This is a genomic window from Sulfuriroseicoccus oceanibius, from assembly GCF_010681825.2.
GTDB classification, from domain to species: Bacteria; Verrucomicrobiota; Verrucomicrobiia; order Verrucomicrobiales; family SLCJ01; genus Sulfuriroseicoccus; species Sulfuriroseicoccus oceanibius.
In genome coordinates this window covers 2,252,208-2,268,910 of sequence record NZ_CP066776.1, presented here as the reverse complement: position 1 = coordinate 2,268,910, position 16,703 = coordinate 2,252,208, and the positions used below count along the sequence as shown (strand labels likewise).

Annotated in this window: 12 protein-coding genes; 2 read left to right on the top strand and 10 right to left on the bottom strand. The window is 59.8% G+C overall.

Translation table 11 applies throughout. From position 1 onward, the window contains the following. Positions 1-835: 835 nt before the first annotated feature. The 10 genes from G3M56_RS09070 to G3M56_RS09025 form a co-directional block, all read right to left on the bottom strand. Entirely contained in the window at positions 836-2,212 is a 1,377-nt protein-coding gene (locus G3M56_RS09070) for an integron integrase (RefSeq protein ID WP_164363346.1), read from the bottom strand. A gap of 832 nt (positions 2,213-3,044) precedes the next feature. Next, the gene (locus G3M56_RS09065) at positions 3,045-5,282 is read right to left on the bottom strand and encodes a glycoside hydrolase family 95 protein (protein WP_164363347.1); all 2,238 of its coding nucleotides are present in this window, start codon (positions 5,280-5,282) and stop codon (positions 3,045-3,047) included. A gap of 157 nt (positions 5,283-5,439) precedes the next feature. Beyond that, the gene (locus G3M56_RS09060) at positions 5,440-6,708 is read right to left on the bottom strand and encodes a dihydrolipoamide acetyltransferase family protein (RefSeq protein WP_164363349.1); all 1,269 of its coding nucleotides are present in this window, start codon (positions 6,706-6,708) and stop codon (positions 5,440-5,442) included. A gap of 24 nt (positions 6,709-6,732) precedes the next feature. After that, positions 6,733-7,698 carry an alpha-ketoacid dehydrogenase subunit beta gene (locus tag G3M56_RS09055; RefSeq protein WP_164363351.1) on the bottom strand — a complete coding sequence of 322 codons (966 nt, stop codon included), beginning with the start codon at positions 7,696-7,698 and terminating at the stop codon, positions 6,733-6,735. A 54-nt stretch (positions 7,699-7,752) separates the two neighbouring features. Then, positions 7,753-8,727, bottom strand: a complete 975-nt coding sequence (locus tag G3M56_RS09050; RefSeq protein WP_235203343.1) for a thiamine pyrophosphate-dependent dehydrogenase E1 component subunit alpha — start codon at positions 8,725-8,727, stop codon at positions 7,753-7,755. A 62-nt stretch (positions 8,728-8,789) separates the two neighbouring features. Then, complete coding sequence (gene panB / locus G3M56_RS09045) at positions 8,790-9,575, bottom strand: 3-methyl-2-oxobutanoate hydroxymethyltransferase (protein ID WP_164363353.1); 786 nt, start codon at positions 9,573-9,575, stop codon at positions 8,790-8,792. 52 nt (positions 9,576-9,627) lie between these two features. Further along, positions 9,628-10,140 carry a 2-amino-4-hydroxy-6-hydroxymethyldihydropteridine diphosphokinase gene (folK, locus tag G3M56_RS09040; RefSeq protein WP_164363355.1) on the bottom strand — a complete coding sequence of 171 codons (513 nt, stop codon included), beginning with the start codon at positions 10,138-10,140 and terminating at the stop codon, positions 9,628-9,630. Positions 10,141-10,165: 25 nt separating this feature from the next. Continuing rightward, positions 10,166-10,900 carry a 4-hydroxy-tetrahydrodipicolinate reductase gene (gene dapB, locus G3M56_RS09035; RefSeq protein WP_164363358.1) on the bottom strand — a complete coding sequence of 245 codons (735 nt, stop codon included), beginning with the start codon at positions 10,898-10,900 and terminating at the stop codon, positions 10,166-10,168. A gap of 44 nt (positions 10,901-10,944) precedes the next feature. Then, positions 10,945-11,832, bottom strand: a complete 888-nt coding sequence (dapA, locus tag G3M56_RS09030) for a 4-hydroxy-tetrahydrodipicolinate synthase (RefSeq protein ID WP_164363360.1) — start codon at positions 11,830-11,832, stop codon at positions 10,945-10,947. Positions 11,833-12,026: 194 nt separating this feature from the next. Continuing rightward, the gene (locus G3M56_RS09025; RefSeq protein WP_164363362.1) at positions 12,027-13,775 is read right to left on the bottom strand and encodes a Na/Pi cotransporter family protein; all 1,749 of its coding nucleotides are present in this window, start codon (positions 13,773-13,775) and stop codon (positions 12,027-12,029) included. Between the two features lie 170 nt (positions 13,776-13,945). On the opposite strand from G3M56_RS09025, the gene G3M56_RS09020 reads away from it, so the two are divergent. Both G3M56_RS09020 and G3M56_RS09015 read left to right on the top strand, forming a co-directional pair. Further along, positions 13,946-16,132: a peptidoglycan D,D-transpeptidase FtsI family protein gene (locus G3M56_RS09020; RefSeq protein ID WP_164363364.1), complete on the top strand. Its 2,187-nt coding sequence runs from the start codon at positions 13,946-13,948 to the stop codon at positions 16,130-16,132. 102 nt (positions 16,133-16,234) lie between these two features. After that, positions 16,235-16,663: a DUF6941 family protein gene (locus tag G3M56_RS09015; RefSeq protein ID WP_164363366.1), complete on the top strand. Its 429-nt coding sequence runs from the start codon at positions 16,235-16,237 to the stop codon at positions 16,661-16,663. The last annotated feature ends 40 nt before the right edge of the window (positions 16,664-16,703 follow it).

The following is a 16,703-nucleotide window of genomic DNA, read 5'->3' as shown; positions in this document are numbered from 1 at the left end:
CTTTCGATCACTTTGCTCGTCTGCCCTCAATATCTATTTCCAGACAGAACGTCAGAGCACACGCACCGCCTGACGGCAGCCGCGTGTTGACTGTAGGTTGAGGTTGGTAATCACGGTGAAAGTCCGACTCGGAGCGGGTCAGGCGGTTGTGGTGCTGCGCCTTGTTCGGCTTGTCGGTTTGCCATCTCCCGTCTGCTTCCGCCTAAACGGTTGGAGCGGATGATCATTGATCATGCTGGCAAGGGCGGCGGTTCCTACGGCCAAAGCTACGACCAGGCCCAATCCCGAGAACACATCCGAAGCGATTCTGGTGACTTGGCTCGGCTCCACGAATCTCTTCAATGCGGCATCCATGACCGCAAACGGGACATACCCGATGAATGCTCCCATGAGGCCTACAATCGCGAAGAGCCAGAGCTTTAGACCCTGAAGAGCCCAATGCATGACCCACATGCATATGGTCACGAGTTTTTGCATATTCTTGCCGAACAGTTTTATTATGGGAGGGGTAGTGATACCGGGGGGATATCGCTGGGGTAGTGTTTTCCTTTGGCGGGGCGAGTTTTCTGGGTAGGAGGGCAGGCTGCCGCCTTTGGTAGTGCGGAGACGTTATGTGGGATGGAAAGTGAGGGCAAGCGTTATGACGCGGAAATTGCTGGGGCCGATGCAAGGGCGCGTATCGCCAGCCGACGCATCAGGAGGTGTGGGCACACTGAACCGGGCGTAGTGCCTCCCGGGCCTTGGCAGATCGGCGTTATTTCATCCTGCCGGGTGGGGTAAGCTTGTCTGGCCCGGGGGCGGGCGTATGAATGGGTGATTGTGTATGTGCATGGGATTAGAAGTCGAGTGGGCTGGGGGCACCGGCTCCACGGTTTTTGGTGATGTGGAGGTAGATCATGGTGGTGGAGACGTCGCTGTGGCCGAGTAGTTGTTGTACGGTTCGGATGTCGGTGTTGGCTTCGAGCAGATGGGTAGCGAAGGAATGGCGGAAGGTGTGGCAGGTGACCCGCTTGGTGATGGAGGTTTGCTTCAGTACACGCTTGAGTTGACGCTGCATGGATTTTTCCAAGAGGTGGAAGCGGGCGAATACTCCGGATCTTGGGTGTGGGCATTGTTTGGCCGCGGGGAAGAGCCAGCTCCACGCGAAGTCGTTGGCCGCGTTGGGATATTTGCGAGCGAGTGCCGGGGGGAGATGGACGTTTGCACAGCCAGCTGCGGTGTCGGTCTGGTGTTGTTGGCGGAGCTCTTCGATGAGTGATTGAAGCTCGGGCGCGATTTTCCTGGGCAGTGGGACGACTCGGTGCTTGCCACCTTTGGCATCGTGGATCTGGATGACCCGCTGGCTGAAGTCGATGTCTTTGATGCGTAAGGACATGGCTTCGCTGATCCGGAGGCCGGCTCCGTACATGAGTTGGGCGGCGAGCTGCCACGGAGGGGCGAGTTGCTGGATGAGTGTGGTGACTTCGCAGCGGGAAAGAACGGTGGGTGGGCGGCGGTTTTGGCGCGGGCTGATTGGGGTGTCGATGACGAACTCCCCGTGATCAAAGACGGCCTTGTGGAGGAAGACCAACGCGTTGAGTGCTTGTTTCTGCGTGGCTGGTGAGACGTGACGCTCGACCGCCAAGTGGTTGAGAAACGGGGTGATGCTTGCAGGGCCAGTGTCTTCAGGTGATTGCCCTGATTGATGGGCAGTGAAGCGTACGTAGCGGGTGACCCATTGGCAGTAGGATCGCTCTGTGGTGATCGCGCGTCCGGCGAGACGTAATGCGCGACGGGTGCGGTCCAAGGTGTCGGCGAGGAGATCGGAGGAACCGTCGGGAGGCTGAGCGGTGGGAGCGGGTGGAGGTGTGGCGGGCGCGTTGGCCTCGACCGGGTGGCATTGACGCAGGAACTGGGGGTGCTCTGAAGATGGATCGCTAGCTTGGAGGCAGAGTCCCTCCCAGTCGTAGTGGCGGCTCCAGTCGAGGTTGAGAAGGTCCTCGGCGAGGATGCGGGCGGCGGTTACGGCTTGCTGGAATTGCCAGTCGGCCAGGCGCGAGGTTCTGGAGAGGGCGTCGAAATAGGCATTGGTTCGCTCGATTGAGAGGTGTCCGCGGGCCTTGAGCCACGATCTGGCCCATTGGGTGAGGTAGGGGTGGGTTTTTACCGGGAAGTTCAGAACCTTGATGCGTTCGATGAACCTTTCCCTCAGGTTTGCTGAAGGTGTGTTCATGTGAACACGGTGTCATGATTGGGGGGTGAATGTCAACAGGTTGCTGATTTAGGGCGGGAGGTGGGGAGTTTGGGGGCGTTGGCCGGTTTTAGGTTGTTATGTGGTTAGGTGTTATGGGTGGAGTGGTCGCTGCGCTCCTTGGGTTTTGGTGGCCGGAAAGGAGACCGGCGGTCCGTGGTGGGCTCTGCAAGGAGGTGGCGGAGCCATGCGTTCAACCTCAAGAGTGAGGTTGCTCCATCGACGCGGGTGGAGCGGAGCGCAGCGCTGGCTGGAATGCATTCCTGTCGTCTGTGAGGTGCCGTCATTCGAGTAGATGACGGCGCCTCCGGAATATCATAGCAGCTAACAAGAGTATCTGGTGGGCTTTAGATGTGATCAGAGGCGATGCGATTGGGATCACGAAGGATAGGAAGAGCGCGAAGGTGCTGTCTTTGCGTAGGGGTTAGGTTTTAGGTTGTTATGGGGGGAGTGGTCGCTGCGCTCCGTGGGTGAGGGGTGTCGACAGGAATGTCGACCCACCAGCGAGTGATGGTGGCCGGACGGGAGACCGGCGGTCCGAGGGGGCTATGGGTGTTGGTTAGAGATGGAGCCTTTTGTGGCTGTTTGTGTTTTTAGCGGTTATCAAGCGGGGAGTCGGCGGGATGTTTTCGGTTAGAGATCAACTCAATCCCTCAGCGTCTTTGCGGCTCTGCGTGAGTATTCCGTTGGGGGCGCGAGAGAGAGTGGTCGCTGCGCTCCTAGTTGGATGTCGACAGGAATGTCGACCCACCATCGGGTGCGCGGTGGGCGAGTGTAGTCCGGCGGTTCGGCGGGGGATCCTCGATTCGGGCGATTAGAAGGTGAGAGTCACCGGGGTGTTGGCAGGGAGGTCGATGGTGCGGGGGGCGGATTGGTTGGGGAGGCGGAGTTGGATGGTTTGGGCGATGGGGGATGTGAGTTTGGCGGCGGTGAGGTTGCCGTTGGTCCATTCGATATCGATGATGATATTGCCGCGTGCGCGGAGGCCGTGGACCGATCCGGTGAGGTAGGCTGACGGGAGGGCGGGCAGCAGTGCGATCTCGCTGCCGTGGCTTTGGACGAACATTTCGGTCATGCCTGCGGTGATTCCGAGGTTGCCGTCGATCTGGAATGGCGGGTGGGACGTCCACAGGTTGTCCAATGTGTTGTGCGCGAGGAGTCCGGCGACGCAGCCGTGTGCGCGCTCCGACTCGCCGAGGCGGGACCACAGCGCGGTGCGCCATGCCCAGGTCCACGAGCGGCGGCTGTCGCCCACTTCGCCGCGTTGGGTGAGCGAGATGCGGGCGGCTTCTGCGAGTTCGGGTGTTTTCGACATGCTGATTTGGACGCCGGGATAGACGGCGAAGAGGTGGCTGGTGTGGCGGTGGTGGCCTTTTTCCAGATCGGGCTTTTCGTTCATCCACTCCATCAGCTGGCCCCAACTGCCGATTTTCGGGCCGTAGAGTTTGGCCAATGTTGTCTTCAAACGCTGCTGCAAGGCATCGTCCTCGCCGAGGATCTCTGCTGCTTGAAGGGTGCTGGTGAAAAGGTCCCACATCAGTTGCTGGGCGTGGGCGGTGCCGTCTTCATGCGGGCCATGCTCGTGCGACCACGCATCGGGCACGACGAGTTGTCCGTCAGGGAGCGGTTTCAAGCGGTCCAGCCAGAACAAACTGACGTCACGCATCCATGGCCACGCGCGTTGACGCAGGAATCGCTCATCGCGGGAGAACTGATAGTGCTCCCAGAAGTGTTGCGAGAGCCAGGCGGTACCTTCGATGTTCCAGTTCCATCCACCGCCGCCGAATGGATTGATGCTCATGCGGGTCACGAAGCCTCGCGTATCGGCACCATAGGCAGCTGCGGTATCTTTCCGGTAGACTGGAGCGCCGCTGATGAGGAGGTCGAAGAGCGGCTGCGCCATCTCCGGCAGGTTGGAGGTTTCCGCCAGCCAGTAGCACATCTGTAGGTTGATGTTGGAATGGTAGTCGGCGTGCCAGGCGGGCTGGTTTGAGTTGTTCCAGATTCCCTGAAGGTTGGCCGGCAGGGTGCCGGGGCGGGAACTGGAGATCAGCAAATAGCGACCATAGTGGAAGAGCATCTCCTCGAGGTCAGGGTCGAGGCTGGGGCGAGGCAAGTCCTTGGCGTCAGAACGGTAGCGCGCGATGCGCTCGTTGAGAGGCAACGATCGCACATCGTCTGGGCTTGATCCGAGGTCCAATCGGACGCGCTCGAAATAGCTGCGATAGTCCATTTCGTGGGCTGTCTGCAATTGTTGCCACGAGAGGCTGGCCGCAGTGGCAATCCGCGGCTTCACCCGCGCGGTCGCAGTGCCGTCGCGCCAGCTCTTGCCCGCATCCATAGTGTAATTGGTGTCGGCAGCGAGCAGGACGAGCAGTTCATCGCAATCTCTGGCGTGGATGCTGGTGCCGTCTCGGGTTACATGCCCACCGGACGGGATAATCTTCGCGTGGGCTGCGTATTCGAGTCCGTTGGGCAGAGAGCCGGTCAGTGCGATCGTGTCGTTGCTGACAGCAGTTGTTGTTTCGTTGTCGCCGGGGTGTGCGCCTTCAAAAGAAAATGTGCCGCTAATCTGTCCTGGCCGGCTCGCGGAAATGCGCCAGACGATGACCTGATGTGGGTGCGACGCGATGGCTTCGCGGGTGAAATTCGTGCCTCCCGAAGACCACGTCGTGGTGTGGATTGCCCGGGCAATGTCCAACTGGCGACGGTAATCGGTGACTTCCGGCGCAGGTTCTGCGGCTGAGAACACTAGCGAGCCGAAGTTCTGATACGCCCCGAAGCAGCCGGTGCCTGGTTGTTCTTCTGCCCAGGTATAGGCACCGTTTGGGTTTTCATCGCCGGTCCAGAGGGAGTCTACGTTGAACTGCATGACCGCCCGATCCGGTGCTCCAAAAATAGTTGCTCCAAGCGCACCGTTGCCGATGGGAAAGGTGTCGCGCTCCCAAACTTCGGCGGGCTTGTTGTGCCAAAGGATCGTCGATTCCTGAGTGGCCATGGTGAGGTTGGCCAGCAGGAGTCCGGCGGTAAGAGTGGTGGCGGAAGATCTCATGATCGCAGGTAGAGGGTCACGTGTTTGATTTCTGTATGAAAGGTTGATCTGGCGCAGGTACGGGAGCGGCGGGGATTTCGTTCAAAAAAAAATCCCCGCCACGGAGATATGGACCGTGGCGGGGATAAAAGGGAGAGGATCTCTCAGAGCGAAAAACTTACAGCTGCTCAGGTGAGTTCATCAACTCAGCGATGCGCTGGAGGAGTCGGCCTGCGTGGCCACCGTCGAGCACGCGGTGGTCGAACGAGAGTGTGAGCTCTGCCTGGACCACCGGCTTGAATGATCCGGATTCGTCGTCCCAGACCGGGCGCTTGCTTCCGGCGCCGAGGCCGAGCACAAGGTTTTGCTCAGGCAGTGGGATTGGTGTGGCCCACTCGATGCCGAAGGTGCCGAAGTTGGTCACTGTGGCGACGCCCGGCTTGGATTCGTCGGCGCTGAGGCTCTTGGCGCGCGCTTTCTCGACGAGCTCACCGTACTCGGCGGTGAGTTCTGCCAGGTTGCGTTCGTTTGCGTTGCGCAGCACCGGCACCATCACACCGTCAGGCACTTCCACGGCGAAGCCGATGTCGATCGAATCGGGAAGGATGATGCGACGGCCGAGCAAGAACCCGCCGTACTCCTGGCGGTCTGCGAGGGCGAGAGCCAGTGCGCGCAGAGCGTAAAGTGCAGGCCCTGGCTTTGGTGCGTCTTGCTGTTTGCGGTGCGCGAGCAGGTTTTCCAGAGCGACGGGGATGCCGACGGTTGCCAGCGGGCGCTGCCAGGAGCGGCGCATCGAATCGGCGACGGCTACGCGCATTGGTGTGGCGTTAGCGATCTTCTTCTGCTCGATGTCGGTGAGGAAGCGCTCCAAATCCTGGACTGTGACGCGACCGGCACCACCAGTTCCGGCGACGGCGGAGAGGTCGGCGGCGGTGAGGCCGAGATCTGTCATGCGGGCGCGGAGGCGTGGTGAAATGTACGATGCACCGGCTGCGGATGCCGGGACTGGCAGTCCTTGAACATTCGGGCTGACCCCAACGCGGGCTGCGGTGGCTTCGGCGTCGCCTTCCGCTTCGCCATCGGTGGCGAAGTGGGCGCGGTCGTTGTCACGCGAGTTCTTAGGGCCGTCGGAACCGTCCTCGTCAGTCTCGTCGGCGGGAGCTTGCTCAGGCGCTGGGCTCAGGCCGTAAGCGTCCATGTCTTCCTCGGACGCTTCGAGGTAGCCCAGGACGTGGCCGACCGGGTAGGTTTCGCCTTCCTCGGCGAGCACTTCGGCGATGGTGCCGGGGCAGACCGCGGTGATGCCCATGGTGGCTTTCTGGGTTTCCACTTCGATGATCTCGACGTCGGCTTTGACGGGGGATCCTGCTTCGAAGAGTACCGAGACAACGGTTCCCTCGGCGATGGATTCGCCGAGTTGGGGCATGGTGATTGGGACTCGAGGCATGATGGATGGGGTAGGTTCCGTGGATCAGAAATTGAGCAATTCGAGCAGAGCGATTTTGATCGACTCCGCGGTGGGGCGGTGGGCGCTCCAAAGGTTCGGGTGGTATGGGATCGGCGTGTCCTTGCTATTGTGCTGCATAGGCGGCGCGTCGAGCAGGTCGAAGCCGGAGGACGCGACTTTGGCGACCACTTCAGAGGCGACCGAGCCGAATGGGAAATCTTCCGAAACCGCAAGCAGGCGGCCGGTACGTGCGACCGATGCGAGAACGGTGTCGGTATCGAGCGGCTTGATGGTGCGTAGGTCGACGATTTCAATCTGCCAGCCATCCTTGGCCAGTTCATCGGCGGCCTTGAGCGCCTCGTGCACCATGGCGGAGTAGGTCGCGACGGTGGCATGTTTGCCGGCACGGATTATGCGCCCTTTGCCGATTGGCAGGTCGAGCGGACGGAAGCGCTCGGTACTGAGCCAGCGGTAGAGGAACTTGTGCTCGCAGAAAATCACCGGATCGTCGCAGGCAATGGCTTCGAGCATTAGCGAGTAGGCGTCCGACACGAACGCAGGTGCCACCACTTTTAGGCCCGGATAGTGGCCGTAGATCGCTTCCAGGTTCTGCGAGTGGAATGGCCCCGAGCCAGGTGTGCCGCCGGACGGCAGACGCATGACCAAAGGCACTGGAACGCCAGTCCTGAAGTAATGCGTGGCCGCGTTGTTGACGATCTGGTTGAATGCGATTGACGAGAAGTCGGCAAACTGCATCTCAATCACGGGGCGCATGCCCTCGATCGCTGCGCCAATGGCCAAGCCGGCAATGGCATCCTCGGAAATTGGGGCATCGACCACGCGGTCAGGAAACTTTTCCTTCAAGCCCTGTGTGGCCTTGAATGCTCCGCCAAAGCGGCCGATGTCCTGGCCGTAGAGGAACACAGAAGGGTCTTTATCAAGAGCCTCTTCAAGGGCGAGTCGGATGGCGTCGATGTAGTAGATGGACAAATCAGTACTTCGCTGGTGGTTGAAAATCTGTGAGCTGGTAAATCAGCATCGGGCTTAGAGCTGGCTGAACGTGCGCCAGTCGTCGCGGAATGGGTCGGGCTGCGGGTCGCGCTGGGCGGTGGCCATGACTTCGCGTACACGGGAGCGCAGCTCTTCATCCATGGCGTCGAGTTCTTCCGCGGTGGCCAGCGAACGGCTGATGAGGAAATCGCGGCCGGTGTCGATGCAGTCTTGCCCGAGCTCGGTTTCGCGGATCTCGTCAGGAACGTAGAAGGCGTCGTCATGCTCGCCGTGGCCGCAGAGGCGCAAGGACTGGGCAACGACTAACTGAGGGCCCTGTCCGCGGCGTGCGTTGTCCACCGCTTCGCAGATGGTGTCGACGCACTCTTTCAGGTCGTTGCCGACGCAGGTGTGGCCGGCAACGCCGTAGCCCTCGGCGCGATCGACGAGTGAGTCGCACGCGAACTGGCGGGCATTCGGGGTGGAGTAGGCGAACTGGTTGTCCGTAACGACGACGACCAGCGGCAAGTTTTCCACTGCGGCTTGGTTCAAGCCCTCGTGGAACGCGCCGGTAGACGTGGCTCCTTCACCGGATGTGGCACCGCCGACGAAGCCTGAGTCGCCGCGCAAGCGCTTGGCAAAAAGCATGCCATTGATGACCGAGACAGACGCCCCAAGGTGGGAAATCATGGCGGGCATGCCCTCGCTTGGGCGTCCGCGGTGGATATTGCCATCACGGCCGCGCATCGGGCCTTTGACCGAACCCAGATAGGTGCGGGCGAAATCGAGCGGATCCTCACCAAAGGCAACGCGGCCCGCTTGGTCACGGATCAGCGGCGCAAATACATCACCGAGCGATCGTTTGAGCGCATATCCGAGCGAGGCGGAAACCGCCTCCTGGCCACGTCCCAGATAGACACCACCGACAATTTTCCCTGCGCGGTAGAGAGATGCGATCCGTTCCTCGAGGCGCCGGGCAAAGAGCATCGAGCGATAAACGTCAAGGTAACTGTCTTGTGTGTTAATCACAGGTGAAGGAATGGGGTGCTGGGGAGGGTGGGAAATCACGCCAAATGGCGTGAATGGTCGTATTAGGGGCGCATTTTTGCGAGGGCGTCGATGTAATTCGTCGCGGATTTGGAAATATCCGTAGCGATATCGGCATACTGTTCGGCGAATGCCGGACGGAACCATGGGAACATACCTGTCAAGTCGTGGGTAACACGGATCTGACCATCGCAGTCCTCGCCTGAGCCGATGCCGATGGTAGGGATGGTAATGGCTTCGCGCACTCTGCCCGCGGTGTTTCCTTTGACGGACTCTAACACAATTGCGCAGACGCCGAGTTGCTCAAGCAGCTTGGCGTCGTTGATGATGCGCTGGGCTTCGTCTTCGGTGAGACCTTTCTTTTTGTAGCCGCCTTCTTCGCGCACGTGCTGGGGCAGCATACCCAAGTGACCTACCACCGGGATGCCGGCAGCGATGAGTGCTTCGATTTGAGGTGCGACTTCCTCACCGCCTTCGAGCTTTACGCAATGGGCGCCGGCGTCCATCAGCTCACGGCCGGATGCCACGGCGGTGCCTGCGTCGTCGTAGCTGCCAGCAGGTAGGTCGGAAACGATCAACGCCCGCTTCGATCCGCGTGCGACCGCTCCGGTATGGCGCACCATGTCATTGAGCGTGACGTCCACGGTATCTTGGTAGCCCAGGACGACCATACCCAGGGAATCGCCGACTAGCAGGATGTCGATTCCCGCCTCATCGAGCAGGCGAGCGGTCGGGTAGTCGTAGGCGGTGAGGGCGGAGATCACATTGCCGGACTGCTGGAGTGCGGCGAGGTAGTGATCTGGGCGGGTCGGTGAGCTCGGCTCGGACATGGGACGTCGGGAGAGTAGGTGATGAAACGGACGGCTCGCGCGGAGCTCGCAGTTACCATTGGGGCGCGGTTACGCTAAGCGGAGGTTCACTTGAATCAAGAGATTCGAGCAAATCCTTAGTGGATGCTGGAGATGCTAACGGATGGGAATCCGGCGCAAGGGCGGCAAGCGGCTCAAGCACAAAGCGGCGCAGGTGGAGGCGCGGGTGTGGGAGCTGCAGGCGAGGTGTTGATTCCACGCACGCAGGTTCCGTAAAAAGGATGTCCAAGTCGATGGTGCGTGGTGAGTTGGGAGGGAGCGCAACTTCGCGGTTGCGCCCGAACTCTCTCTCAATTGCCTGCAACTCATCGAGCAGATCCATCAACGATCCGCCCTCCCATTGGATGGAGACGGCGGTGTTGAGAAACTCCCCGGCCTCGGGTGGGCAATCCACAGGGGCCGAGGAAAAGATCGGAGCGCATTGGACCTCGCCATCTGCAGACAAGCGGCGCATCGCATCACGCGCGCGGCTCAGATAGTCGGCGCGTGGGGCGATGTTCGACCCCATGGCGATAAAGACACGCATGGCGGATGGTTGAGGCTGGAGGCGATTAGCGCAAGCCGAGCACGTCCTGCATGTCGTAGAGGCCGACTGGCTGGTCGACTACCCAGCGAGCGGCACGCAGCGCGCCCTTGGCGAAGGTGTCGCGGGACGATGCCTTGTGGGTCAGTTCCACGCGCTCGCCGTCGTTGGCGTAAACGACCGTGTGGTCGCCGACAACGTCGCCGCCGCGCAGAGCGTGGACGCCGATCTCTTTTTTGGTGCGGGCTCCGGTGTCACCTTCGCGGCCGTGGCGGCAATCGGTGTCGTAATCGCGATCCGCTTCTTCGCAGAGGATTTCCACCAGGCGGCGTGCGGTGCCGGATGGCGCGTCGCGCTTGTGGCGGTGGTGCATTTCCACTACTTCCATGTCGAAGTCATCCCCGAGAACCTGGGTGGCCTTTTGGGTGAGCCAGAAGAGCGTGTTCACTCCGACCGAGAAGTTTGGCGCCCAGACGATTGGGATTTGCTTGGCTGCTTCAGCAATCAGCGCGCGCTGAGCATCGCTGTGGCCGGTGGTGCCGATCACCAATGGCTTCTTTTGCTCGAGTGCGACCCTGAGGAGTTCGTCGGTGAGAGACGGCAGGGTGAAGTCGATGGCGACGTCGGCGCCGGAGAATGATTCACCGAGGTCCTGTCCGACGTCGTGGGTGGCGGTGGTGGTGAGTTCCGCTTCGTCCTGGGCGCAGCGGATGACAGCTTGGCCCATGCGGCCGGATTGTCCTGTAACGAGAAGGTTAGCCATAATCGGGAGTGGTTAGGTGAGTGGTGCGTGTGATGGGGCGTGGCTTAGCCTTGGAGGATGCCGCTTTCGATGAGCGCTTTCTCCAGGGCGGCACGGTCGTCGGCTTCGAGTCCGACCAGTGGCAGGCGAAGTGCGGACGATGGGATCTTGCCAGCCATAGCCATGGCTTCCTTGATCGGAATCGGGTTGGTCGCAAGCTTCAAGAATGCGCGGAAGAGCGGGTAGTACTTGTAGTGGACGTCGCGTGCTTCTTTCAGCTCGTCGGCGAGCATGTGACGCACGAGTTGACCCATTTCGGCTGGAATCAGGTTGGAGGCAACCGAGATCACGCCGTTGGCGCCGGCCGCCATGAATGGCATTGTCAGGGAGTCGTCGCCGGAAAGAATGGAGAACGAATCAGGAAGGGAGGTGCGGAGTTGGTGAACGCGCTCGGTCTGACCACCGGCTTCTTTGATTGCGACGATGTTCGGGCAGTCCGCAGCCAGACGGGCGACAGTGTCGACATCGATTGCCACGCCGCAGCGGCCTGGGATCGAGTAGAGCACGATGTCGAGAGCGGTCGATTCAGCGATCGAGCGGAAGTGACGGTAGAGACCTTCCTGAGGTGGCTTGTTGTAGTATGGAGCAACCTGCAGCGAGTGGGTGGCTCCGGCGCGTTCGGCTTCCTGGGTGAGGGCCACGGCTTCGCGGGTGGAGTTCGATCCGGTGCCTGCCATCACCACGCCACGGCCTGCGGTTTGTTCCACAGCGATCTCGATGGCGCGGTGGTGTTCTTCGTTGGAAAGTGTTGGCGACTCACCAGTGGTTCCGACTGGCACCACACCATCGACGCCGGCTTCAAACTGGGCGTCAATCAAGGCACGGAATGCCTCTTCATCGAGTTGGCGGTTGGCGAATGGTGTGACAAGTGCGGTAAAAAGACCCTGAAGCATAACTGGTTTGGGAAGTTCCTGATGAATTGGAGAGAACAGGTCGAGACTCTAGCAGAGCGATCGAAATCCTGTCATCACTGATTGCCAAGTTCGGCAGATTGCCGCCGAGGTCAAGGATACTTGCTCTCGGCGAGGAAAAAGAAACGCGGCGCCCGGTGGTGCCGGACGCCGCGTGATGGGAAGTCGGTGGATGGTTAGTCCAAGTGATCGGTCTCGCTGCTGACCTGAACCACGTTCAGTGCGTGGTTGGCGAGAGACTCGAGCTGGTTGTTGATATCGATCATCAGCATCTCAACGCGCGCGTCGCCTTCGGACATGCGGTTCATGGCCTGCTTGTTGAAGGACTTACGCATGCGATCGGTCTGCTTCTCCATGGTGTGCGCCTCGTGCACCGCGGTCTGCGGGGTGTTGGCATCGAGAAGGTACTGGTCCGCGATTTCCAGAGTGCGGCGGGTGGCGGTGATCAACTCGCTGATGCTCTCGCGCTGGCCATCTGTGAACTCACGGCCCTTGCGGTACTTGCGCTGGAGTAGTTTGACCAGGCGGTAGATGCCGTCGGTGCACTCTTCCAGTTCCGCCACCAGGCGGATCATGCGGGCGATGTGGTGCGCATTGGCGCTACCAACGTCACGAGCGGAGCAGCGAACGAGATATTCGGTGATGTCGTGCATCATCACGTCGCTGGTCTCCTCCATCTGCTTGAGCGCTGCGACTTTCTCCGACAAGTCTTCACCCGGATTTTCGAAGAGCTCGACGAAGCCATCGAACATCTCCTTGGTGTTGACGGACATCTTGCGCACGGCGTCCTCGGCCTCAACTACGTTGAGTTCGCCAAGGTCGACGAGGGTTTGGGAAATGTAACGCAGGCGAGGCTGCTCGTCGGTCTTCTTCTTGTCCTTAACCCACTTCTCCACGATGCGGGCGATCTGAGGGACGAACCAGATCAGGAGGAGGATGTTGATGAGGTTGAACGCACTGTGGAAAATTGCCACGGCGAATCCGATGTCGGACTGGTGCTTGGAGGACACACGCCATGATTCCGGCATGTTCTCCGTGATGCTCCAGACACCTTCAGTGAAGATCTTGAAGACAACGAGCATCCAAAGGACGCCGATCACGTTAAAGAGAAGGTGGGCACGTGCGGCGCGCTTGGCGTTGACGTTGGCAGGGAGCGCAGCGAGCCACGCGGTGACGGTGGTGCCGATGTTCTCACCGAGCACGATGGCTGCGGAGTAAAGGAATGCTTCCGATCCTTCACCGAGCCAGCCTTTGGTCGCCATCATGATGGTGATGGCCATGGCTGCCGACGAGGACTGGAGAAGCAGGGTGAGAACCACGCCGATGACCAGGAACATGAGGATGGCCGGGTAGCCGCCGATGTTCTGGATCCAGAGGATGGACTCACGCAGGGCGTTGCTATCGCTCAAGGTGGATGAATCAGGAACCGAGTCCTTGAGCATCCCGAGACCGAGGAAGAGAATACCGAAACCAATAAGAGTCTCGCCGGTGTTCTTCCACTTGCCCTTACCGGCAAAGAAGAAAGGCAGCGCGATACCGATGATGGGCAGTGCGACCTGGGTGATTTTAAACTTACCAATGACCGCAATGATCCAGGCGGTGAGGGTGGTGCCCAGGTTGGCGCCCATAATCACGCCGATGGACTCGACCAAGGTCAGTAGCCCCGCGTTGACAAAAGAAACCACCAGCACGGTGGTCGCGGAGGAGGACTGCACCAGACCGGTGGTGAACAAACCGGTCAACGCGGCGGAGAACCGGTTGGAGGTCATGCTCGCGAGTGCGGCACGCATTTTGTCACCCGCTACCTTCTGAATTCCCTCGGACATGACTTTCATGCCGAAGAGGAAAACGCCCAGTGAACCGAGAACTTTGAGCAGGACGGCGATCGTGTCCCACGCGGACACTGCAAGCGGTAGTGTAGTCATGATCTAGTCTGTAGGTAAGGAGCACGCGAATACGACGAGTCTGCAACGAATCGGTCACATTCGGTGAACCAACGGTTTGCATACGCTTCCAGCGAGCGCAAGAACCGAAACTCGCCGTTGGCTAATTAGGCAGAATAGATTTATCGCCGGTCCGTGCGCCGTGCTACACTATGCCGCGTAACGATTCGAAGATCATTGAGATGACGAGAAACCGATTGATTCTAAGAGCGAGCCGAGTGGGGCTTGCCTTGCTTTTTGCCGCAGGATGCAACCATTTGGGGATGGCTCAGGAGGCCGCCCCAGCCCCCACGGCATCCGACAAAGAGACGGCAGCGGATTTGTCCGAAATGGAAGCGCTTGCCGATCAGATGAACGAAAAGCCGACGGTCATCTCGGGCAAGCGCCAGGAGAAGCGCCGGTTGCAGCAAGCGTCGTGGCGGACCAATTCGGATGCCCGCGCCTTTCTACTGCAGATTCCCGCGCCGCGGGGCATGCTGCTGGACCGCAACGGGGTACCGCTCGCCACTAATGAAGTGCGCTACCTTCCGGCGATTCAGTTCCCCAAGCTCGACGATCCATCTGACGCGGAGATCGTCGAGTTTGCGCGCAAACGCATCGCTGAGATCGCCCGCATTTTGAAGATGGATTCGAGCATCGGAGATGGGCTCGAAGATGAAGCGATCATCAAGCATTATAATAACCGCCGCTGGCTTCCTTTGACCTTTGGCCCGGTTTTGAACCTGGACCAAGCTGAGAAGGTTGCAGCGAAGGAGGATGGTCTGAGCGTTCAGCCGTTTTACATGCGCAAGTATCCGCACCAAACCATCGCGGCGCACATGCTGGGCTACACTGGGCGAGTTGGCTGGTTTCCCGATGGGCCGGTGGAAGAGGGGGATCCATTGTGGGAGCAGATTGAGGGCAAGGCCGGGTTGGAGCTCAATCTGGAGAACGACCTGAAGGGCAAGGATGGTGTCTTGAACGTGCTTTTCGATGAGAACGGCAAGCAAACCAACCGAGAGCTGACTGAAGTTCCTGTGCCGGGCAACAACGTGGTGCTGACCATTGATCTAGAGTGGCAAAAGCGTGCGGAGCAGATTTTGGCGCGCAACGTGCGCCGTGGTGCCATTGTGGTAATGGACGTCAAGACCGGCGAGATCCTGACCATGGCGTCGTACCCGACGTACAACCCGAACGACTGGATCCCCACAATCTCGCAGGAGAAGTACCAGAGACTGCGCGACGACAAGGCGAACCCGCTTTTGTGCCGGGCTTATCAGTCGGCCTATCCGCCGGCATCGACCTTTAAGATCGTGGTGGCATTGGCAGCGCTGCAGAGCCGCTCGATCTATCCACACAGCACGTTCCCCGGTCCACCAACCTACGCGGTCGGGAACCGCGTGTTCAAGAACTGGAACAAGGAACCAGAGGGGGACCTGGATGTCGCGAAGGCAATTGCGCGCTCGACCAACACCTGGTTCTACCATGTGGGCATCATGACGGGGGCGGAGCCGATTTACCAAACGGCTCAGAGGTTCGGCCTGGGGCGTAAGGTTGGCTTGCCGTTGGTAGGTGAGTCACCTGGATTTGTGCCGGATCAATTGTGGGCCGACCGCTACCGTAACGGCAGGTTCATGGGAGGCGATATTGCCAACATGGCCATTGGTCAGGGGGCGCTTTTGACCACTCCTGTGCAGATGGCGCAGTTCATGGCAGCGGTTGGCAATGGGTCTTATTTGCCGGAAGCAAAGCTGATCAAACAGGTTCAGGATGTGCGCAACAACCTGGTTCGCATGCCCAAGTACGGCTCTCCAAGGCGCTTGAATACCGACGCCTCAGTGCTGAACGCGGTGCGGCAAGGAATGAGCGACGTGGTGAATGAGTGGTACGGCACGGCAAAGCGTGCGCGCCTCACGGGGAACAGCGGCGTGAAGGTGGCCGGAAAGACGGGTACCGGGCAATGGAAGATCGCGGTCAAACAAAACGTGGCGTGGTTTGCCGGGTTCCTGCCTGCGGACGATCCGGAATATGCGTTCGCTGTGCTTTACGAGGGGCGCCCGGGCGAAAAGGTGGCCGGAGGTAAAAACGCCGCACCCTTGGTGAGTCAGTTTTTCTCCCCGATTTACGACAAGAAGGTCAAAGAAGAGCGAGACAAACGCGCCAAGGAGCGGAGCGAACTGCTCGCCAAGCTCGCGGAGGAATCCGAACGTGCTGCCGCCGAGCGCTCTCGCACTGAGGCGCTCGCTGCCGAGCAATCGAACCGTAACCAGAGTGATCAGGATGCCGCGGAACAATCTGAGGATGAACGGGCGCGGATGGAACTGCTCCAGCAGGTGCTACAGGATAGCGAAGAGTTGTGATCCGGTTCGCTGAATGCAGGGAATTCACGAATTCACAAGATTCGTACATTTCCCCTCGATGAAGGCTTGCCAAGGATCGCGCGCTCTCCTATGCGTGTGCTCATGCAAATTCAAATCGCTACACTTTGTGACGCCGCCACCGACTACAATGGCAAGCTCTGCATTCTTGGTACACTCGACACCCTTGGTGCGGTTCAGTTCCCAGTAACGCATCCGTCGTGCGCGATCGCGATCCGCTTCTGCTTCACCGCTGAAGACGAAGGCAAGCACACCGTCTCGCTTGGATTCATCGACGCCGACGGCCAGCCAATGGGTGGCAAGGCCGAGCGTGAGTTCGAAGTCCGCATCCCGGATGAGACCTCGTTCCTCTGCAATAACATGGTCGTTAACATCCAGGGGCTTCAGTTCCCTAAGCCAGGTGAATACCTCATTCGTTTGATGGTTGACGGCGACCTTTACGAAGAGATCCCATTGCGCGTGGTTCAAGTGAACCAGTCGCAGATGCCACAGCAAGCCGCTCCACAGGCGTAATCGAGGCATCGTTGAAAGATTTGGCGGGCGTTCCTTGTTT

Bases quoted from the DNA above. Each gene is read 5' to 3' on its own strand.
- G3M56_RS09070 (WP_164363346.1), bottom strand. From the start codon at position 2,212: ATGAACACACCTTCAGCAAACCTGAGGGAAAGGTTCATCGAACGCATC.
- G3M56_RS09065 (WP_164363347.1), bottom strand. From the start codon at position 5,282: ATGAGATCTTCCGCCACCACTCTTACCGCCGGACTCCTGCTGGCCAAC.
- G3M56_RS09060 (WP_164363349.1), bottom strand. From the start codon at position 6,708: ATGCCTCGAGTCCCAATCACCATGCCCCAACTCGGCGAATCCATCGCC.
- panB (WP_164363353.1), bottom strand. From the start codon at position 9,575: ATGTCCGAGCCGAGCTCACCGACCCGCCCAGATCACTACCTCGCCGCA.
- folK (WP_164363355.1), bottom strand. From the start codon at position 10,140: ATGCGTGTCTTTATCGCCATGGGGTCGAACATCGCCCCACGCGCCGAC.
- dapB (WP_164363358.1), bottom strand. From the start codon at position 10,900: ATGGCTAACCTTCTCGTTACAGGACAATCCGGCCGCATGGGCCAAGCT.
- dapA (WP_164363360.1), bottom strand. From the start codon at position 11,832: ATGCTTCAGGGTCTTTTTACCGCACTTGTCACACCATTCGCCAACCGC.
- G3M56_RS09025 (WP_164363362.1), bottom strand. From the start codon at position 13,775: ATGACTACACTACCGCTTGCAGTGTCCGCGTGGGACACGATCGCCGTC.
- G3M56_RS09020 (WP_164363364.1), top strand. From the start codon at position 13,946: ATGCCGCGTAACGATTCGAAGATCATTGAGATGACGAGAAACCGATTG.
- G3M56_RS09015 (WP_164363366.1), top strand. From the start codon at position 16,235: ATGCAAATTCAAATCGCTACACTTTGTGACGCCGCCACCGACTACAAT.